At 66.1% G+C, this 26,785-nt stretch carries 19 protein-coding genes and 1 tRNA gene; 9 read left to right on the top strand and 11 right to left on the bottom strand.

The window, feature by feature from the left end:
* Positions 1 to 64: 64 nt before the first annotated feature.
* From dsbD to AC0N04_RS17600, 4 genes are all read left to right on the top strand, one after another.
* A complete protein-coding gene (dsbD, locus tag AC0N04_RS17615) occupies positions 65 to 1,972 on the top strand; it encodes a protein-disulfide reductase DsbD (protein ID WP_474283779.1) in 1,908 nt (635 codons plus the stop codon).
* 32 nt (positions 1,973 to 2,004) lie between these two features.
* Positions 2,005 to 2,081, top strand: a tRNA-Met gene (locus AC0N04_RS17610).
* 90 nt (positions 2,082 to 2,171) lie between these two features.
* The gene (locus tag AC0N04_RS17605; protein WP_474283777.1) at positions 2,172 to 3,701 is read left to right on the top strand and encodes a site-specific integrase; all 1,530 of its coding nucleotides are present in this window, start codon (positions 2,172 to 2,174) and stop codon (positions 3,699 to 3,701) included.
* A 425-nt stretch (positions 3,702 to 4,126) separates the two neighbouring features.
* Positions 4,127 to 5,236 carry a DNA-methyltransferase gene (locus tag AC0N04_RS17600; RefSeq protein ID WP_474283775.1) on the top strand — a complete coding sequence of 370 codons (1,110 nt, stop codon included), beginning with the start codon at positions 4,127 to 4,129 and terminating at the stop codon, positions 5,234 to 5,236.
* A 1-nt stretch (position 5,237) separates the two neighbouring features.
* On the opposite strand, the gene AC0N04_RS17595 is transcribed toward AC0N04_RS17600, so the two are convergent.
* From AC0N04_RS17595 to AC0N04_RS17580, 4 genes are all read right to left on the bottom strand, one after another.
* Positions 5,238 to 6,476 carry a hypothetical protein gene (locus AC0N04_RS17595; protein ID WP_474283774.1) on the bottom strand — a complete coding sequence of 413 codons (1,239 nt, stop codon included), beginning with the start codon at positions 6,474 to 6,476 and terminating at the stop codon, positions 5,238 to 5,240.
* Between the two features lie 20 nt (positions 6,477 to 6,496).
* Positions 6,497 to 8,224, bottom strand: coding sequence for an AAA family ATPase (locus AC0N04_RS17590; RefSeq protein ID WP_474283773.1), 1,728 nt, complete (start codon positions 8,222 to 8,224; stop codon positions 6,497 to 6,499).
* 279 nt (positions 8,225 to 8,503) lie between these two features.
* Complete coding sequence (locus tag AC0N04_RS17585; protein ID WP_474283772.1) at positions 8,504 to 8,836, bottom strand: hypothetical protein; 333 nt, start codon at positions 8,834 to 8,836, stop codon at positions 8,504 to 8,506.
* 687 nt (positions 8,837 to 9,523) lie between these two features.
* Complete coding sequence (locus AC0N04_RS17580) at positions 9,524 to 10,627, bottom strand: plasmid recombination protein (protein ID WP_474283771.1); 1,104 nt, start codon at positions 10,625 to 10,627, stop codon at positions 9,524 to 9,526.
* 305 nt (positions 10,628 to 10,932) lie between these two features.
* On the opposite strand from AC0N04_RS17580, the gene AC0N04_RS17575 reads away from it, so the two are divergent.
* Positions 10,933 to 11,520, top strand: a complete 588-nt coding sequence (locus AC0N04_RS17575; RefSeq protein ID WP_474283770.1) for a hypothetical protein — start codon at positions 10,933 to 10,935, stop codon at positions 11,518 to 11,520.
* Positions 11,521 to 11,605: 85 nt separating this feature from the next.
* On the opposite strand, the gene radC is transcribed toward AC0N04_RS17575, so the two are convergent.
* The 3 genes from radC to AC0N04_RS17560 all read right to left on the bottom strand — a co-directional run bounded on the left by radC (position 11,606) and on the right by AC0N04_RS17560 (position 15,452).
* On the bottom strand, positions 11,606 to 12,106 hold the full coding sequence (gene radC / locus AC0N04_RS17570; RefSeq protein WP_474283768.1) for a RadC family protein: 501 nt from the start codon (positions 12,104 to 12,106) through the stop codon (positions 11,606 to 11,608).
* A gap of 276 nt (positions 12,107 to 12,382) precedes the next feature.
* Positions 12,383 to 13,912, bottom strand: a complete 1,530-nt coding sequence (locus AC0N04_RS17565; RefSeq protein ID WP_474283766.1) for a DUF3987 domain-containing protein — start codon at positions 13,910 to 13,912, stop codon at positions 12,383 to 12,385.
* A gap of 910 nt (positions 13,913 to 14,822) precedes the next feature.
* Positions 14,823 to 15,452: a TetR family transcriptional regulator gene (locus AC0N04_RS17560; RefSeq protein WP_474283764.1), complete on the bottom strand. Its 630-nt coding sequence runs from the start codon at positions 15,450 to 15,452 to the stop codon at positions 14,823 to 14,825.
* Between the two features lie 174 nt (positions 15,453 to 15,626).
* Here AC0N04_RS17560 and AC0N04_RS17555 point away from each other — a divergent pair, with 174 nt between their 5' ends.
* The 4 genes from AC0N04_RS17555 (at position 15,627) to AC0N04_RS17540 (ending at position 22,589) form a co-directional block, all read left to right on the top strand.
* Positions 15,627 to 16,934 (top strand): efflux RND transporter periplasmic adaptor subunit, encoded by a 1,308-nt coding sequence (locus AC0N04_RS17555; protein WP_474283762.1) that lies wholly within the window; start codon positions 15,627 to 15,629, stop codon positions 16,932 to 16,934.
* A 15-nt stretch (positions 16,935 to 16,949) separates the two neighbouring features.
* The gene (locus AC0N04_RS17550) at positions 16,950 to 20,150 is read left to right on the top strand and encodes an efflux RND transporter permease subunit (protein WP_474283760.1); all 3,201 of its coding nucleotides are present in this window, start codon (positions 16,950 to 16,952) and stop codon (positions 20,148 to 20,150) included.
* A complete protein-coding gene (locus AC0N04_RS17545; RefSeq protein WP_474283758.1) occupies positions 20,147 to 21,601 on the top strand; it encodes an efflux transporter outer membrane subunit in 1,455 nt (484 codons plus the stop codon). The genes AC0N04_RS17550 and AC0N04_RS17545 overlap by 4 nt, the downstream gene beginning before the upstream one ends.
* A 340-nt stretch (positions 21,602 to 21,941) precedes the next feature.
* Positions 21,942 to 22,589: a SagB/ThcOx family dehydrogenase gene (locus AC0N04_RS17540; protein ID WP_474283756.1), complete on the top strand. Its 648-nt coding sequence runs from the start codon at positions 21,942 to 21,944 to the stop codon at positions 22,587 to 22,589.
* Between the two features lie 211 nt (positions 22,590 to 22,800).
* Here AC0N04_RS17540 and AC0N04_RS17535 read toward each other — a convergent pair whose 3' ends face one another.
* The 4 genes from AC0N04_RS17535 to AC0N04_RS17520 form a co-directional block, all read right to left on the bottom strand.
* Complete coding sequence (locus AC0N04_RS17535; RefSeq protein ID WP_474283754.1) at positions 22,801 to 23,463, bottom strand: NAD(P)H-binding protein; 663 nt, start codon at positions 23,461 to 23,463, stop codon at positions 22,801 to 22,803.
* A gap of 324 nt (positions 23,464 to 23,787) precedes the next feature.
* The gene (locus AC0N04_RS17530) at positions 23,788 to 24,744 is read right to left on the bottom strand and encodes an NnrS family protein (RefSeq protein ID WP_474283752.1); all 957 of its coding nucleotides are present in this window, start codon (positions 24,742 to 24,744) and stop codon (positions 23,788 to 23,790) included.
* Entirely contained in the window at positions 24,657 to 25,061 is a 405-nt protein-coding gene (locus AC0N04_RS17525) for an NnrS family protein (RefSeq protein WP_474283749.1), read from the bottom strand. The genes AC0N04_RS17530 and AC0N04_RS17525 overlap by 88 nt, the downstream gene beginning before the upstream one ends.
* 98 nt (positions 25,062 to 25,159) lie before the next feature.
* Positions 25,160 to 26,698, bottom strand: a complete 1,539-nt coding sequence (locus AC0N04_RS17520) for a diguanylate cyclase domain-containing protein (protein WP_474283747.1) — start codon at positions 26,696 to 26,698, stop codon at positions 25,160 to 25,162.
* Between the last annotated feature and the right edge of the window lie 87 nt (positions 26,699 to 26,785).

Here is a 26,785-nt window from a genome sequence, read left to right as displayed (position 1 = left end):
GCCGGCCTTTTTTCGTTGTCCCGGCTTTGGAACTGTCCTGAGCGTAGTACCTCCAAACAAGTCCATGCGCGCAAACCTGGTTCTTCTTTTCCGCCATCGACTTGCCGCCTTGTTGTCGGTGGCGATGTGGGTGCTGGTCTGCGCCGTTCAGCCGGTAACGGCCCGAGCGGCCGATTTCCTACAGCCCGAGCAAGCCTTTCCGCTGACGGTCAGTCTGGCGGGTCCGCAGCAGATCGCGCTGGATTTTCCGATCGCGGCCGGGTATTACCTCTATCGCGATCGGCTGGCGTTCGCGGCCAAAGGCGCGACGCTTGGGGCGGCTCAATTGCCGGCCGGCCACGTCAAGTTCGACGAAAGCCTGCAGAAGCAGGTCGAGACCTATACCGGCGTCCTGCACATCAGCGTGCCGCTGAGTGCGGTGGCGCCGACCGGTTTCGAGTTGTCCGTCACCTCACAGGGTTGTGCCGAGGCGGGCTTGTGCTATCCGCCGCTGACCCGCCGATTCAAGCTGACTCCGGCGACCAACGGGCAGCCGGCCACCGTCCAAGCGCTGACAGACGACGGCGACGGATTGCCCAACGCAGCCAGCGTCATCGGCGGTCCGGCGGCCCAGGCGTCCGAGGCCAGCCCCGCGCCCCCTTCGGAGGCCTCGGCGACGAGCGAGGTGCGTGCCGGCGTGTCGGGCGACGCCGGCGCCGTCGAGCGTGTGCTGCGCACCGGATCGTGGTGGTCGGCGATGGCGGCATTCTGGTTGATGGGTCTGCTGCTGTCGTTCACGCCCTGCGTGTTGCCGATGCTGCCCATCCTGTCGTCGGTGATCGCCGGCGGCGGTGAGGTGTCACGCCGACGCGGTTTCGCGTTGTCGGTGGCCTATGCGCTGGGGATGGCCATGGTCTACACCGGGCTGGGCGTCGCCGCCGGATTGGCGGGCCAGGGACTGGCAGCGGCGATGCAGAACCCCTGGGTCTTGAGTCTGTTTGCGTTGATGCTGGCCGGCTTTTCGCTGGCCATGTTCGACGTCTACGAATTGAGGCTGCCGCACGGACTGTCGAACCGACTGAACGGCGCTTCGATGCGGCTGCCGGGCGGGCGGTTCCTGGGGGTGTTCCTGATGGGGGGCATTTCGGCGTTGGTGGTCAGTCCCTGTGTCAGCGCACCGCTGGCCGGCGCGCTGGTCTTCCTCAGCCAGACCGGTAACGTCGCCTTTGCCGGCAGCGCGCTGTTTGCCCTGGCGATGGGCATGAGCGTTCCGCTGCTGCTCTTGGGGGCGTCGGCGGGGGCCTGGCTTCCGCGCTCCGGTGCGTGGATGCACGCCGTCAAGCACTTCTTCGGCATGTTGTTGCTGGGCGTGGCGTGGTGGATCGTGCAGCCCATCCTGCCGGCGTGGTTGGCCCTGGCGGGTTGGGCGGGCCTGTTGTTGATGACGGGCTTCATGCTGCGTCCCTTTGATGCGCACCCACACAGCGGCGCCCCGCGGGTCTGGCTGCAGCGTGCCGCAGGGGTGGCGGCGCTGTCGCTGGGTGTGATGCAACTGGTGGGCGTGGTCTCGGGCAGCACGGACGCCTTGCATCCGCTGGGTCATCTGACCGGGGTGCGCGCCGAGGCGGCGTCCGCAGCGCTTCCGTTTCAACCAGTGCGCAGCGTCGCCGAACTCGATGCAGCGGTGGCCGGCGCGCATCGTGTGGTGATGCTGGATTTTTGGGCCGACTGGTGCGTCTCGTGCAAGGAATTGGAGCGCGAGACCTTCAGCGATCCGCAGATTCGGCAGCGCCTGGCGGGTGCCCTGCTTCTGCGCGCCGACGTCACGGCCAACAACCCGGACGATCGGGCGCTGCTGCATCGCTTCGGGCTTTTCGGCCCGCCCGGCGTGCTGTTTTTCGATGCCCAGGGGCTTGAGTTGACGCCGCTCCGGGTGGTCGGCTTCCGTGAGGCGCCCGCCTTCGAAAAAACTTTGCGCGCTGCTGGACTATAAGTGCATCCGCGTGCCATAATGCTAGCTTCAGTCGCGGGGTGGAGCAGTCTGGTAGCTCGTTGGGCTCATAACCCAAAGGTCGCAGGTTCAAATCCTGCCCCCGCAACCAAATCAGGTCGAAAGACCCGCAAAGCCGCTTCAAGCCTAGCTTGGAGCGGTTTTTTGCTTTCTGGCCCGGTGCGCCACCCAGTGCGCCACCATGAGTTCTTTCGATGTTCCCCGCCTCTTCCGCAACCGCTGCGGGGTCTTCTGCTTCCGTCTGAGGACCGGGGCACGTGATCAGCGGGTCAGCCTCGGCACCAAGTCGCCCTTGGCCGCCCATATGATGGCTGCATGCATCAACCAGGCCGTTTATGCGGCCCGCGCACGGGAGCACTGCATGAGGGGCAAGAACCCGACCCTGGCCGACCTGAACATTGATCTCGCGGCGCTGCGCCGCTACGAGCTGGACCTCCAGAAAGGAGTGGTGAAGGCCAGCGATGCGGCAGACCATGCGCGATTGATGGAGGCCATCGACAGGATCGGCATGATCCCCGGCGGCTGGCCGAAGAGCGAGCCACTGCCTGCGCAGGGCGATGCCGCCCCAGCGCCCGCCACCGCGCCGCACCTTTCACGCACTCTCGCATCCGTGGCAGCCTCGTGGATCGCCGAGCGGCGCGCGAAGAACAAGCCCCGCACCGTCTATGCGAAGGAATGCCACTACGCGAACTTCATCGAGCACCTGGCGAGCATCACCGACATGGGGGCTTTCGACAAGGCCGAGGTGGCCGGCTTCAAGAAGAGAGAGCAGGAGCAGGCCCGAGAGCGCGCTCAGACCGCTGGCAAGTCGTTCCGCAAGATTCCCGATGCCGAACTGGACGGCATGTTCGTAGCGACGAAGACGGCCATCGGATCTCTGAACAAGCAAAGCGTGGTCGCGTTCAAGGACGCCTTGCGTGCGAAAGGCCAGAAGGCGAAGACCGTCGACAACAAGCTGCTGACGCTCTCAGATTTCTTCGAATACGCCATCGGTAACGGGGCCTACAAGAGCCCCGACGGTAACCCGGTGTCCGGAACGTTCATCCTGACGAAGAAAGAGCGGACGGATCAGGCCGAGCCCTACAAGCCGTTTACCGATGCCGACTTAAAGCGAATCTTCGAGCCGGCCGCCTATAAGTCGAACATGCACCAGCCCGACCTCTACTGGTGCCCGCTGATCGGCATCTACACCGGCATGCGCATCAGCGAAGTTACAGGCATCTACTGCGACGACGTGCGCACGTCCTCGAACGGCGTTGACATCATCCACGTCCGCAAGTCGAAGACGGGCGCTGGTATCCGGGATGTGCCGATCGCCAAGGCATTGATCGATCTCGGATTCCTGGACTTCGTCGCTCAGCAACGGGCCGCTGGCCACGAGCGACTTTTCCCGGACTGGCTGCTCATCAACGACAGCTACTCGAAGGAACTCAGCGACGCATTCCGCGAGCACCTGATCGCGGTCGGCGTGCGCAAGTCGGCCGACAAGTCCGAGCGCAAGAGCTTCCACAGCTTCCGGGTCAACGTCATCACCCAACTCGCCGACAACGGAGCCAACACCGTTCAGTCGATGCGCATCGTCGGACACGCCACCCCGCAGGGCGGCCAGGGGCTGGGGACTCACCTTGGCTACGTGCGCGAACTGCCCAGCTTGAAGCAGGTCATCGATGGCCTGGTGTGGCCGCTCGATTTGGTCGCGCTGCGCCGCTGATTTGCCTACCTTCGGCGCGTCGCGTGCGTCTCATCGGCGGATCGGCCGCCGCTGTTCGAAGCTGCGGCACGACAGCCCTCCCACGTAGGCTTGACCGCGGCTCTCGTCGTGAGCCAGTCGGTCAGTAAAGCCGCGCTCTGTGCGTCGCTCGAGACCCGCAAGCGAGCCAAGCTGTCCGCCCGCTATGCCCATAGAGCGCGTGCAACTGCTACCGCTGGGCGCGCACCGCCAGGCATCGCCTGTCTGAGTCGCCGAGGTGCCCATGTGGCGCTTGCGCCGGTCTGCGGCGGCGCTATGATGTAATACATCTGCCAGCTAGGTAAATGTATTAAAGAAGGTTCAGAAATCGCATGGTCAGAACACCAACGACAGACCCGAAGGAGACAACAACCAGCGTTCGCGTCTCAGCCTCGGAGCGTCAGCAGATGGAAGACAACGCGAAGCGGCTGGGCTTCAAGACCGTCAGCGACTACTTGCGCCACCTTCATCAGCAAAGCCTCGAGGCCGCGACCGCTCGCTCGGCTGCCCCAGAGCCTCGCAAGCTCGGTAAGCTAATTAGCTTTCACTCCACCGAATTCGGAACGATGTTCAACGGGGACTCGCTGGACTTCCTCCACGATCCCCAACGCGCCAAATCGGTCAACCTCATAATGACCTCGCCTCCCTTCGGACTCGTTCGGAAGAAGAGTTACGGGAACGAGGATGCGCATGCATACTGCGACTGGTTTCGCCCCTTCGCCGAAGGCTTCAAGAAGGTCCTTGCTGAGGATGGGAGTCTGGTAATCGACATCGGCGGCGCCTGGATTCCCGGTCAGCCAACCCGCTCGCTCTATCATTTCGAGCTGCTGCTAATGCTCTGCAAAGAGTATGGGTTTCATCTTTGTCAAGAACACTATTGGTGGAATCCAGCGAAGCTACCAACGCCGGCTGAATGGGTTAATGTGCGCCGGGTGCGAGTTAAAGATGCTGTCAACTGTGTGTGGTGGCTCGCAAAGGATCCATACCCGAAGGCTAATAACAGACGTATTCTGGCGCCATATAGCGACTCGATGAAGCATTTGCTGAAAAACGGCTACCAGGCGAAGCAGCGCCCTAGTGGTCATGTAATCAGTGAGAACTTCGCAAAAGATAACGGGGGCTCAGTCCCGCCGAACCTTTTGGCTATCGCCAACACCGAATCCAACGGTGCATATCAGGACTACTGCCGGGAAAATGGAATTGACATCCACCCGGCTAGGTTCCCCTCGCTCTTGCCGGAATACTTCATCCGATTCCTGACCGACCCGGGTGATTTCGTTTTCGACCCATTTGGGGGATCCTGCGTAACAGGCATGGTTTCCGAGGCGCTGGGCCGCAAGTGGGCTTGCGTCGAATTGAACAGCGCATACTTGCAAGGTGCACTCTCAAGGTTTAAGGGCAACGTAGAGGACAACGCGAAGACGAAGGCGTCCTCCTACGCCATCCCGACGCCTTGCGGTGTGCCAGTCGACGAAAGCGCTGTGAAGCTAGTCGCCAACGGCGGAAAGACTCGCTGACTCAGATGCCAGTCGGTCCGTGGCCCTGCGCAAGCACGGCGGCCCATTGTCCAAGTGAGCCCGACACCAACCCGTCGAAGTCCGTAAAGCCAACCGGGCCCGCGCCGTCAACACGCTCTGCAAACCTTCCGCGGCTTGCGACGACGACCAGAGAGTCCTGAAGCATCAACTCAGCTTCCGAGAGCGAATCGGGCCTTGAGTCCATGGCGTATCGGGTGATCTGGACGCAAGCGTCGGAGACTGCTGATGGGGCCGAGGTTTCGCTCTCGAACCACTTGCACTCGCAATGAGCAACTTCCTTGCCGGTCTTGCGGTGGACTATCGAGACATCGACTCGGGAGGACGCCGTGTCCGTCCCGATGCTTTGGGCAAGCCTCTTGGAGAGGGCCTCTGACGGATCGAGCTTCCCTGGCTCGCGAGGTTTGAGAGCACGCTGCCAGTGGACTTCGAAGTCGTCGCCAGCTACGGCCACGAGGCGTTCGGATCCCGCACCGACCCGAATATCAGCCTCTATACCCGCCTCCTTGGCCAAGGCCTCTGCTGTCGCCAAGGCAGTCGAAAGCTCGAGCATCTGCCAGTTCTCGAGCGGCGCGAGTAGCGTCTTTTGCAGCAAATCGCGCACAGCCTCCTGTTCGAGTGCCTCGACCCTCTCGTAGGACTCGAAGGCCGCGAGGGCGAGGCGATAGATAGCCGCCCGCGAACGAGCCGCAGAACGCAGCGCAGACAGTCCGGGGCGCGATTTGGCGCCCGGCGAGATCAACACCTCCCTGAGCATCTGGTTCCTTAGAGCCGAGTCCAGTAGTCGCGCCCTCTCGTGGATCCACGCCAAGTCCGGCGAGGCTTTCTCGCGCTTTAGCAGCGAGACCAATGCTGTCTCGGCTTCCTGAAGCGTCCAAGCGACCAAGTGATTTGGACCATTGGAATACGAGGCGGCCGGCTCGTGGACGACGAACAGCGTTGGGTCGCAAGAACGCGCCTGCTCGGCGGCAGTCGCGCGCGCGTCGACCGTTCCGGCGATTTCGGCGATGCAGACGCGCTCGACGACCTCAATAGAGCTCCTCGCGTCGCGCGGGTATTCGACAAGATGGCGCGCGAGGTCGCCTACCTCATCGGACAAGGCCCAGCGGCACCGCAAGTCCTCGAGGTCCCTGTGATCGACCCGCGGCCGCTCGAAGTGGCCTCCGCCCTGGGTGTTCTTCCTGAACCGGCTTACCAGCACGCCGGCGCAATAGTCGTTCATCCGCGCGCGCTGCGGAATTGTCATAGAGCCAAGTCCATGACTGCAGAGCGCAACGATGCCGCACGGTCTGGGTCCAGCGTCCAAGCGGCCGAGATGGCTCCGGCCAAGTCTTCCGCCTCGGTTCGTCGGATGCCATCGAGGAGCGGAAGGATCGAGGAGCCCAAGGCTAAGACGTAGAGGTTTTGTGTAACTGGGTCAGAAGCCGGATCTGCGAGCATGTTGATGCCCGGCCTCATCTGGGCCACTAGGCGAATAAAGTCGATGATTGGGGCGCCGCCAATCTCCCGGATGGCGTTGACTGACTTCCACATGTCGGCGATCGGGTTCGGGAGCGACATGTCGTTCGGGCCCTGTGGGCGGACGTGCTTGTCGAGCATCTTGACCACGAACTCCCGCAGATCGACGGGCACCCCGATACGAATCCAAGTGAAACGCCTTGACAACGCGTAGCTGACTTGGCCGAGTTGGGTCTTGTCAATCTGGTTCAATGTGCAAATCAGCGACCACGCCGGCCCAGGTGCAAACTCGTTGGTTGCCAATGGAACGATGGGCTTGCTCGGAAGAATTTTGTAGAAGGCGCTGCCCGGATCGGCAATATTCGTCCGATAGGGGAGAGTTGATGGCTGTCCGGCCAAGACCGAAAACAGAGGGCCGATAACCTTGTCGATCGGGCAGCGATTAAGCTCGTCGATGATCATAGGTTTGTCGAAGTCGCGCAGGAGTGCCCCGGCGACAAAACCAATTAGCCCTGGACCCAAAGGCTGGTAGCCGCCGATTAGGTCTTGGCTACTCCACGACGCCGAAGCGGTAAGTTCTACGAAGCCGTCCCCGATATCCGACAACTGATCCGCGACGTGCTCTGCCAATGTCGTCTTGCCTGTGCCCGGCGGGCCGTAGAAGATGAAATGGCGCTTGTTGATCGCCAAAGCCGCGTTGATCAGGTCGTAAACCTCATCCTGAATGCCAACCAGGCCCGAAGCGGTCTGAACGATCGCGGGCGGGGGTGGGGCAGCCTGCGCCGCTGCCGGCGCGGCACTGATGCCAGCGCCCACTGCGTTCGCTAATGCTGCCATCTGGGCGTTCTGTCTAGGATCGCACACCATAACCTGAGATCCGCCTGAACCCAGATAGGCAACGAGTGCCTGAGTAGCATCGTTATAGCTAATAGGCACACCACTAACAGTTACTGTGGCAGTCGTGCCAGGGGCCGGCGATATGACCAAACTGAACAACGAGGCTTTGGTGCTATGGCCCTTGTAATCGAAGGATCCGTTCGCAGGATTAAAATTTGAAAGCGTTTCGGCCGCTGACCCTGGCGGCAATGGCTGGTGAAAAGCGACTACGAATATCCATTCCCAATCCGCCGGGAATACAAACGATCCAGCGCCTCCCGCACCTGTAGCTACGGCTGGCATGATTCGGAAAATCGCTGCGACGCATCTTCCTGCGCCATTATTGACGTAGCCAGGGGTTCCGGCGCCAGGCAGAGGACTGCCGGCGGCGTCCGTAGCTAACTCGGCCGTGAGAACTCCTGCTGTGCGACGAAGGTGAAGAATCCAACGAGGCGGTTTGCTGGAAACAGACGAGCTTTGCGACCAATACCCCGCTGCAGTATCCAGATTGTATGAAAGAGCCAAATCTTTCGTGCCGGAGCTCTTGGTTTCATATCCCCGGCTCGCAATGACTGAATTTATCGCACTCTTGGTTGCCCTGAAGGCGTCAAGAATATCAACCAAGGGAGTCGGCATATATTTTCCTGTGCAATTTGACTGATTTCGCGCTGTTAACGCTGGCGATAACGGAGTCCGTTGGTCGTCAACTATAGCCAAGGTCGACCAAGCCCTGCGGGCTAACTGCAGGCTGCTCTCAGAGTCGGGAAGGACCGGTTCTGGGGTCGCGTCGGTCCCAGCAGGCATGCGGCAGACTCTGGCGACTGCACTGCCCTCTTCCGTTCCGATGAAGGAGGGACGGTAGCGAACACGCGTGGACGTCAGGCGGACTGGGCATCCACGGAAAACCGACGACGATTAGCGCCCCGGGCGCAGCGCCTGCCCCGCAGCTTGCTTGCGCTCGGTCGGAGTTGGCTCCCCTAAGTCGGCACATGCCTCAGCCTGGCGCGCTTCAATCAACTCCTTGACGCGGGCCAAGTGCGCCAACAGCTTCTTGACCAATCGCGCGATGTTGGCCGCAGCGATGGCGCTCGTCCAGGTCGCCTGCGCCTGAGCGTTGTTGAGGTCCAGAAGCACAGCGGCGACTCGCGCAGCATGTTCTTCGAGTTCCTCGTCGCTCATGGCGTCGAGGTTGGCGCGAACGAGGTCGATGGCTTCGAGCATCGGGCTAGGTTGCAGGGTATCGCTCATGTTCTCGCCTCCAGGGGATCCTGATCAGGCTGGCGCGCTGGCGGCGCGGGAGCAAGCGCCGCCGGGCGGGGGCTTGCGCTCCGCTGCGGGACCGCTATCTTGCAGCGGTCGCCTCGGGGGCTTTCTCGGTGAGGCCTGACCGCGCGAGCGACTCGGGTTGGACGGGCGGAAGCTGACAGGGCAACGCGCGCCGCGAGGCGCGTGCAGGAAAACGCGGTGAGCTGGGACCATGGAGAGCCGCGCCGGAGCCAAGACTAGCCGGCCATGGGTGGTTGCGAGAGCCATACGAGTCGAAGCGACCCTCTCGCGGGGAATCGCCGACGGAAGACCCGCAGGGGTCCTCGGTCAAGGTGCTGTCCGTTCAAGAACGGAGGGCGTCGCCTTGGCTCGGGATCCCTCCTCACCCGATACAGGCTGGTAGCCGAGCAGAAGGGCCTGAGGGTTGAGTTCGTGCGCGCAGGCGGCGCGCATTCGCCCTGGCCGTGGTAACGGCTGTCAGAGTGTCAGCCCCGTCAGGGGCGTCAGGAACGTCAGGAACGTCAGGAACGTCAAAGGCGGGCAGGACGGTGAGCGGGCTGGCCTGGGGCGGGCTGGTATCGGCACAGGTGGCGTCCGATCGGAGGGGAAGGCCGGTCTTCCCGGAGAGCAGAGCGTTTGCATGCAAACAGAAATTTGGGGCGGGCGACCTCACGGCCTGGGTCCTGCGCCGGGCCGGGGCGTGCGAGGAGAGCGGGGCGCTCGAGGTCGGCGGGGCCGAGCGCGCACTCCGGCGTCATCCGCCAGCCCTCTTGGAGCAGGGTCGTCGCCGCGCAAGGCGCGTCGCGCGTCCTTCACCGCCTCCACCGTCTTCGCCACGCCGTGCTGAGTGTTGATGTCGGGCTCGAAGCCAAGCAACCGGGCGAGAGCCTTCGCGAAGAAGTCCCGCTGCTGTCGAAGGGCGTCGATGAGCGGTTGCACCCTCGCCAGTTCGGCCAGCAGTTCAGCGACCTGCTGGCGCAGCTTGGGAACCTCCTTCGCCTGCATCTGCAACGGCTTGAACTGCCGGAAGACGTCTTGGGCGGCAGCCCTGGCCGTGCGTTTGCCGTAGGCTTCGATGTCGATGCGGTCGGCCAGCGTGGCTTCTGGCGGTTTCGGCACGCTGATCGGGGTCAGCGCCGCCGCCATTAGCCGGCGCCATTCCGCGACCGTCTGATGCTTCGCCTTGCTACTCCGCCGACCGCGCTCTAGTTCGAAACGCTGCATCGCGGCGCCATATTCGTCTTGGAGCTTGACGAGCGCGTCCTTCCCTCCGCCCAGACCCAGCACCCGGTCTGAAAGGGTCCAACCGTTGCCGCGATCGGTCCGCACCCTGCCGGCCCGGTCGGTGTCGGGCGCCAACCCCACGACATAGGCGGCCAGATGCGGTGTCTGCTCGTCGAGGTGCAGGACGGCGAGCTTGACCCGCTCAGCGCCGAACCGCGCGCACAGCCACTCGACATTCGCCTCTGCCCAGGCGGCGATGTCGGCCTGACTCTTACCCTCGGCCCACTCCGGGGACATGCCGAGGAAGAACTCCCGCGCCAAGGTATGGGCTTGGCCCTGCGCCAACTGGCGCAAGTGCATGCCGTTGACAACAGCGCGCCAGGATTCGACCCAATCGGGCGAGCCGTGGAGGACGCGCAGCGGCTCCGGAGCGGAAGGATTCAGGTGCTCGCGCCTGTCGGCGCTGGTGCGCAGGTTGTGGCCGACGCTCTTCGTCAAGGTTGACCAAGCCTTGATCTTCTCCGTGCGGCATATCGCGAATGTGGGCATCGGCGGCCTCTTCGTCTTGGATTCGCGGGCCCTGACCCGCGCCCCGATAGCCCGTAGGGGGCGTCCATCGGAAGGGGGGATGGGGTCCCGGGGGCGCAGCCCCTGGGCGAACACGGCAACTTGCGCAGCATGTTGCGGAGTGAGTCCCATGTTTTGCCTGACTTCATCTTGGCGCCGCGTTTCCGAATGTCCAGCGCCGCCGATCGCTGACACCTCGGGTTCGCCCATCCTCCAGACCCGCCGGATAATCCCAACGCCGCGCAGGCCACCCCCGCGCTGAGCGCGACCCCGGAGCGTTTGTCCGTATGACCGAAGTCGACCGCACGATCACTCTCACCACCGAGGACGAGTCGACTCTCCTGGCGATGTCGCCGAGCGACCCTGGTGATCGGATTCGGGCTGCCCTACGGGAAGTTGCCGCGCGCCACGGCGCCGACTGGCGAGGCTGGCAACAATGGCAGGCCGGCCCGTTAGGCTCGCAGGCACCGCTGACTTGGTTGGCCGTCCAGTTCACGAGTCAGGCCTACGAGGCGTTGGTCGCGTTCGCGTTCCGCGAATTCTTGCCGACCCTACACGGCTCCGCCGAGATTCGCTGGCTGTTCGATCACTTCGCCGACTCGATTCGGGGCCTCGCCCAGTTCGAAGCCATGTCCGACCCGCCCGAGGCGAGAGTTGCCAAAGGCAGGGGCTGCGCCGCTATCGCCTCGATGATCGGTGCGGCGGGGCCCGCCGGTTCTCGTTACGCACTGGCCGCGATAGATGCCGCGACGCTCGGCCTGCTGCGGGATTGGCTGACGATTGCTTGGGATCTGGCGTCCGGCGCGTTCGAAGCTGCAGCCTTTGAGGAGGTCGCTCGGGTGCCCGATCTGCCCGGTGAGGCGCCAAGTGCGTAGCACTGGCGCTGTCTGCGGCGCGTGTGGGTTTCGCGCTTGGAACCGCGCCGACGAGCCGTCGTCGCAAGGGGCGTCGGCCCCGCGATCACAGGAGCCCCCTTTCCGCGAACGATACGGTTCGGCCGCCGGCTACCACGATGTGATCCAGGACACGCACGTCCACTGTCGCCAGCGTCGTTTTCAGCGTCTGCGTCAGGTGCTCGTCCGCACGGCTCGGCTCCGGCACCCCGCTCGGATGGTTGTGCGCCAGGATCACGGCCCCGGCGTTGACCGACAGCGCCGCCTTGACGACCTCCCTCGGATAGACCGAAGTCTGCGAGAGGGTCCCGAAAAAGAGATCTCGGTATTCGATGACCCGATGCTGGCTGTCGAGGAACACGACGGCGAACACTTCCCGCTCCTGGCCGCCCAGCTTCAGCGACAGGTAGTCCTTGACCACCTGCGGGGCGTCGAAGGTGGCTCCCCTGACGAGCGAGGCGTCGAGGCCTTCTTTGGCGAGGGCGATGATGGTCGCCAAGGGAGCCGGTTCGTAGCAGCCGTCGGCGCGCAGAGTGAACAGGCCGAAGTCGGAGGTTTGACGCGTCATGGCGCGATCCTTGGAAGCAGGCGAGATTGCCTGCCTCGGCCCCGGCGGATCGCAGCGCAGCGGTCCAGGGTGGGACACGACCGAAGGACGCAAGCGGCAACGCCGCGCAGCCCTTGACGGCGAGAACGGTCCGCCACGATGGGCAGAACAGCAAGCCCGCCCTCTCACCCCGCCGCGAACCCTTCCGGAATCGTTCCCGCCAGCGGCGCGCTTGGGCTCCGTCGGCGCGGCTCGCCGATTGGGGAGGCCGGCTCCTCCCCCGTGAGACCCTGGTGCCTAAGACGTCTTGGGTTTGATCGCACCCGTGCTGAGTGGGCCGGTCGCTGCGAAAGGCGCGAGGCTGGAATCGGCCGCCACAGCTTTGAGCATCAGTTCTCGGATCTCCTCGGACGGAAGCTGTCGGAGCGGTCGAGAGTTGGATTTCAGTTGCGACGGGATCGCAGGCTTGCCGCCCTGCGCCTGAACCTTCTTCAACTCCTCGATGACAGCTTCCAGCGGGTCGCGGGAGGCTCCCTTTTCGCCGGCCCCGGTCTTGCCTGCTCCGGGCTTGATGTAGAGGTCGAGCACCTTGCGTAAGTCGCGCAGGTTCAGGGCGCATAGCTTGGCAGCGAAACCGAAGTCCTCGGTATCCAGCACATCGGATTCCTTGCCGAGCAGGACATGGTAGATCAGCGCGTATTTCATCCCCCGGTGGCTGATGCGCTTGATGAAACTCAGACCGACATCCGTCGAGTCGCTGCGCTTGAGCAGAATCTGGAACGCCTCCTCGAAAGCCGTCTCGCCGAGCCGGTCGACCTTGTATTTCGCGTGGAGGCCCCCGCTCACGATCCGCTGCCACATTTCGGAGATTTCCGGCGCGCGCTCGGTGAAGGTGTAGAGCGACCTGAGCTTTCGCTCGGGATCGCGCTCGGCGACGACGAACGCGAATCGTTGGGCGAAGCCGTCGACCAGCATCTCCTTCGTCAGGTAGTCCTTGATCGTCTCGAAGACGGTGCTGCCGAAAATGGTCAGCGCCGGGTTCTCCACCTCGACCGTCTCCGTCTTGGTCGAGCGCACGATCTTCGAGCCGTCATAGCAGCGCAGCAGGTAGTCCTTTGTGTCGGCCATGCTGTCCGCGTTGAGCGATTTGAGGAACTGCGCGAACTCGTCGCGCATCCACAGGCCGTGGTTGTGGTCCCGCAAGTCCTCCACGAACTTGGCGGCAGAACTGGAGTCGGGGAAGAGGTCGACGGCGCCGCCGAGGGCCTTGCCGATCTTGGAGGAAGCGAAGCTCTTGCCCGAGCCGGACTCGGCCATGCAAATCGTCCAGACATCGGGCCGCCATTCCTCGCCCACCACCGAGATCACCACGCCCTTTTGGAGCAGGAGCGCCGAGACGTAGTGGATCGCGGCGAAAACGGGCAACTCTCGCGGGATGTCCGTCGTCTCCAGGAACGTCTGGTCGATCATGTGCAGGATGCTGCCCTTCGGGATGCAGTCGTCCAGCGTCGGCCAATCGCCAGCCACCATGGCCGACATCGCAGCGCGGATGTTTTCCTGGGCTTCGCCGTGCCACTGGGCCAGCTTCGCTTCCCACTCCGCATTGGTCAGCGGTGCAGCCCACTGCAGCGATGGGCGCTTCGCCGGATCCGCGTCCGGGTCCAGGTAGGCGCGCGCGCTTTCGCCGGTCATCATGGGGAACGAGGGGTTCCAGCCAAGGGGGACCCCCAGCTGAGCGGCAATCTGCGCATCGGTCGGTTCGGAGCCGGGGGCTTCTGTCGCTGCCGGCTGCTTTTGACCATCTTCTCCTTGACCGTTTTCTGTCATGGCTTGGCTCGTAGGTTGGACAACAAGGCTGGTGCGGAAGCGCACGGCGCCGCCGATTCGGATTGTTGCTGACGCCGTCAATCTCGGCCGTGCGTCAGTCCCGTCAGGGGCGTCAGGTGCGTCAGCCCCGTCAGGGGCGTCAGGTGCGTCAGCCCCGTCAGGGGCGTCAGGTGCGTCAGCCCCGTCAGGNGTGCGTCAGCCCCGTCAGGGGCGTCAGGTGCGTCAGCCCCGTCAGGGGCGTCAGGTGCGTCAGCCCCGTCAGGGGCGTCAGGTGCGTCAGCCCCGTCAGGGGCGTCAGGTGCGTCAGCCCCGTCAGGGGCGTCAGGTGCGTCAGCCCCGTCAGGGGCGTCGGGAGATCAGCATAGGTGAGGCCGCAACTGCCGTGAGCGCCATCGCTGCGCTACGATTCCCCCGCAAGTCGCGGTGCGCCACACGGTGCGCCACCGTCTCAACCCCCGCACCGGCGAGGGCTAAAACGGCAAAAAGCTAGCAACGGCGCGGGTTTGCGACGATTTGGCTGAGGCTGAAAATCGGCCTTAATTGCGGGTCTTGCCCCCGCAACCAAAAATTTATCAGCTAGATCAACAGCTTAGCTGATCAGTGGCGCCAACCGGGAGGTTGGCGTTTTGCTTTGTGGCCCAAATTTGGCCCATCTGTGGCCCCACCAGAATTCCAGGTGCCATCAAATGACCGTTGGGCCGTTGGCCCCGCAGCCGACCTTTGGGCCGGATCTGCAACGGTCGGTGTTGTCCCTGACTGTCGGTGTATTGGCCTGCGCGAGATGGTGAACTGCTGCGCTGCACACTAAGCGGGCCATGACATTCCTGCGCCTGGGTGTCTGCAGGGTCTTCTTCGCAGCGCTTGACTATGCAGGCGCCCCGACGCCCGGCCGGCGCCGGCTCCAGCCGCGTCAGTCCGTCGCCGTGCGCACGCCGCGCAGGTAGGCGTCGATCGCTTGGCGGCCGACGCGCTCGAGGTCGAACGCCTGCGGGTCGAGGATCCAGTTCTGGATCAGGCCGTCGAGCAGCGAATGCAGGCCGATCGCGGCGGCATCCGCAGGCACCCACGCCCCCGCGGCAGCACCCTCGGCGCGCGCCGCGCGGCGCAGCCCGCGCTCGAGCTGGCCCAGGCGCAGGCGCAGGCCCGACAGGCGCCGCTCGCGCACGATGTCGAGCTCGTCCACGTACTCGACCCGGTGCAGCGCGATCTCGAACACGCGGCGCGCCTGCGGGTCGTGCACCGTGGCGTGCAAAGCGGCCAGAAAGCTGGCGCGGACCTGCGCCAGCGGGTCGTCGAGGTCGTCCTCGGCACTGCGCGCGATCTGCTGTTCGATCGGCAGCGAGACCCGGCTGAGCATGGCCTGGAACAGGTCGGCCTTGTCGGCGAAATGCCAGTAGATCGCGCCGCGGGTCACGCCGGCGGCGCGGGCGATGTCCTGCAGCGTGGTGCGCGAGACGCCACGCCGCTGGAACTCCAGCTCGGCCATGTCCAGGATGTGGTCGCGCGTGACCTGCGCCTGCTGCTTGGTGTGGCGCGCCATGGCTCAAGACCCCGGGCAGGACATACATTCGTGCATGTATGTATAGTAATCGCCATCCCTGAAATCGGCGCCGTGCCTGCTGCGCGGCGCGTGTCCGGGCCCACCCCTCCTGTCGGCGACGACCTTGCCACGCCCCGGTGCCGGCGCGGGTCGTCGCCCCGCGAAAGGTCTTGCATGTCTGCATGGCGCCCTGCCGTGATCGGCTTCTCCTGCGTCGCCAGCCCCGAAGTTCAACGCGATGCTTCGCGGGCGACGTCGCCCGGCGGCCGGCACCCGACGCCTTTCGGGCCGCGCGCGCTGGCGAGCGTCTCGTTGGCCGGCGCCGTCGTCGCGCTGCTGGCGGCCTGCGGGCCGGCGCCCGGCGGCGCCGCGGCTGGCAGCGCGCCGCCGCCGGCCGAGGTGGGCGTCGTCACGGTGCAGCCGTCCACAGTCGGGCTGGTCACCGAACTCCCCGGCCGCACCGAAGCCTCGCGCATCGCCCAGGTGCGGGCGCGGGTCGCCGGCATCCTGCAGCGGCGGCTGTTCCGCGAAGGCAGCGACGTGCATGCCGGCCAGCCGCTGTTCGCGATCGACGCCGCGCCCTACCGCGCGGTGCTGGCGAGCGCGCAGGCGCAGCAGGCGCGCGCCGAGGCCAACCTGATGCAGGCCAGCGCACAGGCCGAACGCGACCGGCCGCTGCGGGCCGCGAAGGCGATCAGCGAACAGGAATACGTCAGCGCGCAGGCGGCACGGAAGCAGGCCGAGGCCGACGTCGCGGCCGCCAAGGCGGCGGTGCAGACGGCGCAGATCAACCTTGGCTATGCCCATGTCACGGCGCCGATCGGCGGCCGCATCGGCCGCGCCTTGGTCACCGAGGGGGCGCTGGTCGGCCAGGGCGAAGCCACGCCGCTGGCCGTGGTGCAGCAGATCGACCCGCTGTACGTCAATTTCACGCAGTCGGCGGCCGAGGTGCTGCGGCTGCGCGCAGCGATCGCCGGCGGTCGGCTCAAGGGCGCCAGCGGTCCGGCCTCGGCCGAGGTCAGCGTGGTGATGGAAGACGGCAGCGTCTACCCGCTGCGCGGCAAGCTGCTGTTCTCGGACCTGAGCGTCGACCCGAGTTCGGACCAGATCACGTTGCGCGCCGAGGTGCCCAATCCGAAGGCCGAACTGCTGCCCGGCCTGTACGTGCGCGTGCGCCTCGAGCAGGCCCAGGCCCGGGGTGCGATGCTGGTGCCGCAGCAGGCGGTGCAGCGCGGCAGCGACGGCGACAGCGTCAAGGTGGTCGGTGCCGACGGTCGGGTGTCGATCCGGCCGGTGAAGGTCAGTGCCGCGCAGGACGGCCGCTGGGTCGTGCTCGACGGCCTGAAGGCGGGCGAGCAGGTGATGGTTGACGGCTTCCAGAAGCTGCGCGGCAACGCGCCGGTGAAGGCCGTGCCCTGGCAGCCGCTCGCGGCGAGCGCCGCCGCTTCGACCGCGGCGCCGGCCTCCGCGGCCGCACGCTGACGAGGCGGCCCCGACATGGCGCAGTTCTTCATCAACCGGCCCATCTTCGCGTGGGTCATCGCTCTGTTCATCCTCGTCATCGGCGGTGTAGCGATCACGCAGCTGCCGGTGGCGCAGTACCCGCCGGTGGCGCCGCCGTCGATCGTGGTCAACGTCGCGTACCCGGGGGCCTCGGCGCAGACGCTGGAGGACAGCGTGATCGCGGTCATCGAGCGCGAGATGAACGGCTCGCCCGGCCTGGCCTACTTCGAGTCGGTCAGCCAGGCCGACGGCACCGGCAGCATCACGCTGAGCTACGAGCCCGGCACCAACCCCGACCTGGCGCAGGTCGACGTCCAGAACCGGCTCGGCCGCGCCACGCCGCGGCTGCCTCAGGCGGTGGTGCAGCAGGGCGTGCGGGTCGACAAGGCGAACCCGAACTTCCTGCTCTTCATCATCCTGGCCAGCGACAACCCGGCGATCGATCCGGTGGCGCTGGGGGACTTCGCCAGCCGCAACGTGGTGCCCGAGATGCAGCGCGTGCCCGGCGTCGGCCAGGCCCAGCTGTTCGGCACCGAGCGCGCGATGCGGATCTGGATCGACCCGGCCAAGCTGGTCGGCTACAAGCTGTCCGCCGCCGATGTCAACGCCGCGATCGCGACGCAGAACGCGCAGGTGTCTTCGGGCACGATCGGCGACCTGCCGAACACGCCCGACCAGAGCATCTTCGCCACCGTCGTCGTCAAGGGTCAGCTCGACTCGGTGCGCCAGTTCGGCGAGATCGTGCTGCGCGCCAATCCTGATGGCTCGACCGTGCGCCTGAAGGACGTCGCGCGCATCGAGCTCGGCGCCCAGAGCTATGGCGTGCGCACGCGGCTGAACGGCCAGCCCTCGACCGGCATCGGCATCCAGCTTTCGCCCACCGCCAATGCGCTGCAGACCGCGGCGCTGGTGAAGAAGCGCCTGGCCGAGCTGCAGCCCTACTTCCCGGCCGGCGTGAAGGCCACGATTCCCTACGACAGCTCGACCTTCATCAAGCTCTCGATCAGCCAGGTCGTCGAGACCCTGCTCGAGGCGGTGGCGCTGGTGTTCGCGGTGATGTACCTGTTCCTTCAGAACATCCGCTACACGATCATCCCGACCCTGGTGGTGCCGATCGCGCTGCTCGGCAGCTTCGCGTCGCTGCTCGCGTTGGGCTTCTCGATCAATGTGCTGACGATGTTCGGCATGGTGCTGGTGATCGGCATCGTGGTCGACGACGCGATCGTCGTGGTCGAGAACGTCGAGCGCATCATGAGCGAGGAGGGCCTGCCCCCGCTGCAGGCCACGCGCAAGGCGATGGGGCAGATCTCGGGCGCCATCGTCGGCGTCACCGTGGTGCTGGTCTCGGTCTTCGTGCCGCTGGCCTTTTTCAGCGGCGCGGTGGGCAACATCTACCGCCAGTTCGCGGCCGTGATGGTCAGCGCGGTGGCCTTCTCGGCCTTCCTCGCGCTGTCGTTCACGCCGGCGCTGTGCGCCACGCTGCTCAAGCCGGTCGAGGCCGGTCACCACCATGCCAAGGGCGGCTTCTTCGGCTGGTTCAACCGCGGCTTCTCGCGCACCGCCAAGGGCTACGAAGGCCTGGTCGCGCGGTTGCTGCGGCGGGCTGCGCGCTGGCTGGTGATCTACGCCGCGATCATCGGCGCCGTCGTGCTGCTGTTCAGCCGCCTGCCCACCGGCTTCATCCCGAACGAGGACCAGGGCAACATGCTCGTCAACGTCCAGCTGCCGCCGGGCGCCACGCTCAACCGCACGCTGGGCGTGATGCAGCAGGTCGAGGGCTACATGCTCAAGCAGCCCGAGATCCAGAGCATGGTCACCGTGCTCGGCTTCAGCTTCTCGGGCTCGGGCCAGAACGCGGCCCTGGGCTTCGTGACGCTGAAGGACTGGGATCAGCGCGACGGAGCCGCGCATTCGGCGCAGGGCCTGGTCGGCCGCGCCTTCGGCGCCCTGAGCAAGATCCGCGAGGCGATCATTTTCCCGGTCAATCCGCCGGCGATCCGCGATCTGGGCCGCGCCAACGGCTTCGCGATGCGACTGCAGGACCGCGGCAGCAACGGCCATGAGGCCTTGCTGGCAGCGCGCAATCAGCTGCTCGCGGCGGCGGCCAAGGATCCGCTGCTGGTGGCGGTGCGGCCCGACGGCCTGGAGGACGCTTCGCAGCTCCAGCTCGACATCGACCGCGACAAGGCCAGCACCCTGGGCGTGAGCTTCACGGCCATCAACAGCGCGCTGTCGACCGCGCTCGGCTCGGCCTACGTCAACGACTTCCCGAACGCCGGCCGGCTGCAGCGCGTGGTGGTGCAGGCCGACGCGCCGGCGCGGATGCAGCCCGAGGACCTGCTGCGCATCAACGCGCTGAACGGCGCCGGCCAGCCGGTGCCGCTGGCCGCCTTCGCGAGCACGCACTGGATCACCGGCCCGATGCAGACCGTGCGCTACAACGGCTACCCGACGATGCGCATCGCCGGCGAGCCTGCGCCCGGCGTCAGCAGCGGCGCCGCGATCGCCGAGATGGAGAAGCTGGCGGCGCAGCTGCCGCCGGGCTTCGCCTACGAGTGGACCGGGCTGTCGCGCGAGGAGAAGCTCTCGGGCTCGACCGCGTTCATCCTGTTCGGCTTCTCGCTGCTGTCGGTGTTCCTGTGCCTGGCGGCGCTGTACGAGAGCTGGTCGATTCCGCTCGCGGTGATCCTGGTGGTGCCGCTGGGCGTGCTGGGCGTGATCCTGGGCGCCGAGGCGCGCGGGCTCGAGAACGACGTGTTCTTCAAGGTCGGCCTGATCACGATCATCGGCCTGGCGTCGAAGAACGCAGTGCTGATCATCGAGTTCGCGAAGGATCTCAACGCCCAGGGCAAGAGCCTGGTCGAGGCCGCGCTGGCGGCGGCGCACCTGCGCTTCCGGCCGATCGTGATGACCTCGATGGCGTTCATCCTCGGCGTGCTGCCGCTGGTGCTGGCGCGCGGCGCCGGCTCGGCCAGCCAGCACGACATCGGCACCGGCGTGATGGGCGGCATGATCACCGGCACCACGCTGGCGGTGTTTTTCGTGCCGATCTTCTTCGTCGTCGTGCGCGGCCTGTTCAAGGGCAGCGAGCGCCAGCGCCGGATGTACGCCCACGAGGCCGAGACGATGCTGCCGCCAACGCCGCCACCGCCCGCCCGGACCGGCTCGGCCCAGGGCGAGGAGGGTGCGCGATGAAAACGACCACGAGGGCGATGCCGACCCTGGCCGCGCTGTCGATCGGCGCCCTGCTGGTCGGCTGCAGCTCGCTCGCGCCGCGCTACCAGCGGCCGCCGGTTCCGGTGCCGGCGCAGTTCCCCGCCAGCACCGAGGCCGTGGCCTCTGCGCCGGCCTCCGCCACCGGGGCCGCACTGCCCGCGGCTGCCGACCTGTCCTGGCAGCGCTTCTTCACCGATCCCGCGCTGCGGCAGCTGATCGGCCTGGCTCTGCGCAACAACCGCGATCTGCGCGGGGCCGCGCTCGCGGTCGAGCAGGCACAGGCCCAGGCGCAGCTGCGCGACGCCGATCTCTGGCCGACGATCGGCGCCGGCATCACCGGCCTGCGTCAGCCCAAGGGCAACGGCGGCATCACGAGTCTCTACACCGCCGGTCTGCAGATGTCGTCGTACGAGATCGACCTCTTCGGTCGCCTGCGCAGCCTGAGCGACGCCGCGGCGGCGCAGGTGCTGGCCAGCGCCGAGGCGCGCAAGGCGGTGCAGATCGGGCTCGTCGCCTCGGTGGCCAACGGCTGGCTGGCGCTGCGCACCGACGACGCGCTGCTGCAGGTCACGCGGCAGACCCTGGCCACGCGCGAGGAGTCGAGCCGTCTGACGCGGCTGCGCTTCGACAACGGCGCCGCGTCAGCCCTTGACCTGCATGCCGCCGAGTCGCTGCTCGCCGCGGCCCAGGTGGCGCTGGCCCAGCAGACCCGCCAGCGCGCGCAGGACCTCGACGCGCTGGCGCTGCTGCTCGGTCAGCCGGTCCCCGCCGAACTCGCTGCCGAGCCGGCGGCCGGCGCACCCATGGCGGCGCTGCCCGCGCTGCCCGAGCTGCCCGCGGGACTGCCGTCCGAGGTGCTGACGCGCCGACCCGACGTGCGCCAGGCCGAGCTGCAGCTCGTCGCCGCCAATGCCAACATCGGCGCGGCACGGGCGGCCTTTTTCCCGAAGATCGCGCTCACCGCCAGCGTGGGCAGCGCGAGCAACGCGTTGTCGGGCCTGTTCAAGGCGGGCAGCTTCGCCTGGAGCGTGGCGCCCCAGGCGATCGAGACGATCTTCGACGCAGGCCGCAACCGGGCCAACCTGAAGTCGGCCGAGATCGGGCGCGAGATCGCGGTGGCGCAGTACGAGAAAGCCATCCAGTCGGCCTTCCGCGAGGTCGCCGACGCGCTCGCCGGCCGGGCGACGTTGCGCCAGCAGGCCCAGGCCCAGCAGGCGCAGGTGCAAGCCGAGCAGGCGCGCGTGCAACTCACCGACCTGCGCTACCGCAACGGCGCGGCGAGCACGCTCGACCTGCTCGACGCCCAGCGCTCGCTGTTCGCGGCCCAGCAAGCGCTGCTGCAGGTACGGGCGCAGGACGCGCAGAACGCGGTCACGTTGTACCGCGTGCTCGGCGGCGGCTGGACGAGCGAGGCGGCCGCGGTGCGGTGAACGGCGGCCCACCCGCGCGGTGGATGAACTCGGCCGCCCGCCTCTCGGTGCGGTGAACGGCGGCCCGCTGGCACGGTCAGCAGCTCGGGCGCGGCGCAGCAGGTGGGCTCGTGCCGGCAGGGGCTGGTGCCTGCGGCCCACGTCGGCGGCGTCATGGCCGTCGCGGCTTCTCCGAAGGACGTCACCCATCCCCTCCCGAGGCTTGCACCGACCGCCGACCGCCGACCGCCGACCGCCGACCGCCGGGCGTCGATGCGCCAGCGAGGCTGGGCTTGAGGCGGGTCAATCCAGTCCGACGCAGTCGGTCTAGGCTGCGCACGAGCAATCGGAGGTGGCGACGATGAATACGCTGACCAAGTTGGCCCTGGGCCTGATGGGCCACAACTCGCCTCGACCGCCGGCTGGCACGCCGCTGCAGACACGCGCCCTGCCGCCGCCGCGCCGCGAAGGCGGGTTGCCGCTGATGGAGGCGTTGGTTCGCCGCCAGTCCTTGCGCGAATTCGCGGCGACGGCGCTGGACGAGCAGACCTTGTCCGACCTGATGTGGGCCGCCGGCGGTGTCAACCGCCCGGCTTTGGGCGGGCGTACCGCGCCGAGCGCCATGAACGCGCAGGAAGTGCTGCTCTACGCCGCCATGCCGCAAGGTCTTTACCTCTATGAGCCCGTGGCGCACGAACTGCAACTCGCCGTGGCCAGCGACGTGCGGCGCGTCACCGGCTACCAGGACTTCGTTGACGACGCGGCACTGGACCTCGTCTATGTCGCCGACCATGGGCGGATGGGTCGGGTGCCAGCCGCACAGCGCACCGCCTATGCCTGCACCGCGGCGGGCGCCATGGCGCAGAACGTCTACCTGTTCTGCGCCTCTACCGGGTTGGCCACCGTGGTGCGCGCCTGGTTCGACCGCGATGCGCTGGCAAGGGCGATGGGCCTGGGCAACGACCAACAGCTCTTGCTCGCGCAGACCGTGGGCCGCACGAAGGCCTGAGCGCCATGCCTTGGAGCGAGACGGACTTTCCGGTTTCGATGCGCCACCTGAGCGCCCCAGCGCGTGCCAAGGTGATCGCGATCGCGAACGCGCTTCTGGCCGAGGGCATGGACGACGGCATGGCGATCCGGATCGCGATCGCCAAGGCCAAGGACTGGGCGCGGGCCCACGGCCTGCCAGGACGCGACGACGATCCGGGTCCCTCGGCCACTCAGGGCGGCGCATGCCCTGCACGCCGGAGGGCGCCGGACAGCAACACCGTCGTTCCCTGGGCCAACGGAACGGCAGCGCGCAGGGCCGCGGCGACCGCAGACGCGTCAATCGGCTTGTAATTCGCAGGAAACAGGAAGCCCACGGCCTTGCCGAGCGCGGCGGCCAGCACCTCGCCCCGGCGCAGAGGTTGCCCGAGGACCGTTCGGTCCCCGACCAGCATCGAGGGCCGCGCAATGACCGCTCCCTCGAACGGCAGCGTCGACAAGGCGTCCTCGAGCTCTCCCTTCACGCGGCTGTAGAAGACCTTCGAGTTGGCATTGGCGCCCATCGCACTCACCAGACCGACCTTCTTGACGCCTGCAGCCAACGCCGCCTGGGCCACCGCGAGATTGGCGTCGTAGTCGACGGCGCGAAATGCAGCCTGGCTGCCGGCGACCTTGATCGTCGTCCCGAGCGCCAGATACACCTCGTCCGCAGGCGGCATCGCCGGCAGCGCGGCAAAGTCCACGACGTGGGCCGTCAGCTTGGGATGTTGCGCCGCTGGCTTCCTGCGGCCGAGACTGTGCACCGCGGTCACGGTCCGGTCGGCCAACAGGCCCTCCAGAATCTCTCTGCCCACGAGGCCCGTGGCGCCTGCGAGGATGACGATCCGGCTTGCCATCTGCGATCTCTCCTCAGGTGAATCCGCCCAAATCGTTGCTGGGTCGTCCAGGCGCATGAGTATGCCGGACCCTCCCGAGACGTGGACCTGGCCGCGGTGACTTGGCTGGGCATGTGCCCCGCAATCTATGCACGGTTCTGAGCGACGGGCGACGGGCTCAAGTCCTGGAGTCTTCTGCCACTACCGTATTGCCCACGCTCACGCTCGTCCTGGTGATGACTTGGAGGGGCAACCCGACTGACAAGGATCCTCAGGCTCTGGCTGTTCGCCGCTCGTGCAACGCCACAGTCAGGTATCACGCGGCGTCCGCGGGCTTGACGAATCTCACAGCGACAGGCCGCTCGGCCGCCCATCGGCCCGCGGGCATCCCATCCAGCGCCCGTGGCGCAGCGCCCAGACGCTGGCGACGCCCATCCACGTGCAGGCCGCCAGCGGCAGCAACAACGCCGCTGCCGGCGTCCAAAGCACGGCACCCAGGCGCATGACGATCGCCGTTTGCAGCGCGCCATAGAGGACCCGCGCCAGCGTGTCGATCGCCTGGGGCCGACCGCTGTGGGCGCTGCTGATCCGGGACGCCATGGTCAACAAGGTGCCGCCGAGAAAGCCCAGCCCCATGGCATGGGGCTGGGCCATGCCGAGCGCCACCGACCTGGCGTCCGAAAGCCATGGCCAGCCTGCCGCCGCGCCCAGCCAGAGCGAAACATCCCACCACAGGAACGCGCCGTAGAGCATCGCGACCAGCGGCTGCCTCAACCCGGGCTGGCGGCGAAAGCGAAGCACCCACTGCAGGCAGACCGCAGCCGCCACGGCAAGCACCAGGGCGCCCATCGCCGTGCCGAGCCGCGAACGCGCGTTCGCCAGCGCCAGCAAGGCCTCTGCGATCTCCGTCACCGGTACCGAGACCAGCAGCCACAACGGCCATAGCGGCCACAGCGGCCAGCGGGCATCCAGGCGGAGAAACAGACGCGCTCCGACAAAAGGCAGCATGCGGTGCGAGGCCAGCAGGAAGACCGCGACCACGCTCCACAGTCCGATCTGCAGCGTGTCCCTCAACCACGCGAGATGGCCGCTGAGAAACGCGAGCGACGAAGCGGCCAGGCAGATCCCCATGCCGACACAGGCCAGAGCGATCCCGGTCAGGTGCACGCGACCGCTCGGCGGGCTGCCGGCCACGAGGCGGCACAGAAAATAGGTCAGCATCCCCGGGCGACCGAGGACAGCGCCAGCCCGCATGCGGCGAGGGACAGGTCGAGATCGACCCCGACGATGGCGATGGCCCAACCGGCCACAAAGAGCCAGACAGGCCAGCGCAGTGGGCTGGCCGGCACCGCCGGCCGCTTCAACCACTTGGGGCCGGCCGTGAACGCGAAGCCCGCGATGAACAAGGGCATCGATCCCATCGAGAACAGCAAGCCATGCACCGACGCGAGCGGTGCTCTCGATGGCCAGTCCAGCCCGGCCCCGGTGGCCACCAGCCGGGCCGCCCACCAGACGGCCGACATCGCCCAACTCACCCCCGCCCAGAAGAAGCACAGGCGGTGGGGTGACGCGAGCAAACGGCGGGCACGCCACCGTGTCGGCTCCGGTGCGGGACACATCGGCGCATTGTCTCAAGTCAGCGGCGCAGCCCATGGGCCTCGCGGGGATCCGGTCCCGGGTCCCAGGGACCTCACTGGCCCAAGCAACCCTTGCGCATTCAACCAAGCGATTTGAATCGATCTTTTCCAGCCTGCTTCGCCCGGTACATCGATGAGTCTGCCGCCAAGAGCAAGGCGCGTGCATCTGTGCCGTTTTGAGGATAAATGGCGATGCCGATGCTCACGGTCACATGAATCGCCTGATGCCCGATCACATAGGGCTCACGAACCGTCGCCACCAACCGGTTGGCCAATTCTTGAGCTACCTTTTCATCGACATCATGGGTTGCCACAACCACAAACTCATCGCCACTGATACGAAAAACCCGGTCATGCTGTCGAATGACTTTTCGCAACCTTGCTGCCACCCGCCTCAATAACTCGTCGCCGGCGAGATGGCCGAAGGAGTCGTTGACCGCCTTGAAGCCGTCAAGGTCAAGAAAAAGCAAGGACATCTGCTCGCCATCGCTTTGGCGAATGGAAAGGACATCGTTCAAATGTCGCTCCAGCGCGTCGCGGTTCGCCAATCCGGTCAACGAGTCCGTATAGACCTTTTGCTGCAGCTCATCGGCGCGCTTCTCAAGCCACATTCGTTCCTGCTCAAGTGCCCGCTGCCGCTCGGTCACATCTCGGCAGATGATGGTCGTGTGGTCGCCCCCTTCGGTATGAAGAGGCGAGACGGTCGCTTCCAGTTGAAGGGTCTTTCCGTCGCGACGGCGCCCCTCCAGGAAATGAATGGCCCCCAGTTCACTCTCGCTCGTTGCCCAGGTTGATTCAGTTTCGTCGGCCGAGGTCAAAAACTGTTCAATGTGTTTTCCCTTGGCCAGTGCAGCGGGGCAGCCGAACATCGCTTCTGCGGCCCGGTTGAAAAGAACGATGTGCCGATGGCCATCGATCGTCAGCAGGCAGTCGGCAACGCCGCTCACCAGTTCCGTCATTTCCACTTCACGTCGCCGATGGATGCGAAGCAGTCTGCGAACTTGAATTCCACCGAGGGTCAGCAAGAATCCGGCCAAGACCAGATTCACGCCAATCAGCATCGAGGTGATCAGGCGTGAAACACTGCCAAGCTCGTCCCCAAACTCCCCTTCCAGGCGCGTGAGCTCGCTGTTGATGAGGGGGGCGTCGGCGACCAGTCGGCGAATGGACGGGGAGTCGGCCCGGCCTCGTCGAATGTCCGCCCGGGCGTCTTCGACCTGGGCTTTCAGCGTGGCTATTTTTTGGTCAGCTTCTGTCCAGAGTTCAATCGCATGCCTCAGATAAGGCGTGTCTTGGGCCCACGCAAACAAGTACACCAGGCCGTCAATGTCCTCGGGATGATTTTTACCGTCCAAGAAGCCGCGCCGTGCCGCCTCGAAGTCCGGGTGCGGCTTCTGGAGCGACCTCCTTGCCAGCGCATCTCCATCATTGGTCTCCAGCGCACGCCTGAATGCCTGATAGTCCTGCTCGCGACGCGAGCTGATGTAGTCGTTCAGATGCAGCAGCCCATCCTTCTGTCCTTTCGAATAAAGACTCTCACCCGATGCATAGGCTCGCACGGCGGACAGGACTTCGATGCTCAGCGCCGCTGAGGCGACCTGCAGCACGACGATGAGCATGAAGATGCTGCTGATGGACGTCAGCCCGCTGCGAGCAGGAAGCTTGATTGAAAACTGCACTTACAAAGCCTCGACAACGCCCAGGGG

The organism is Ideonella sp. sgz306126, from assembly GCF_056032705.1.
This window is presented reverse-complemented; position numbering and strand designations above follow the sequence as displayed.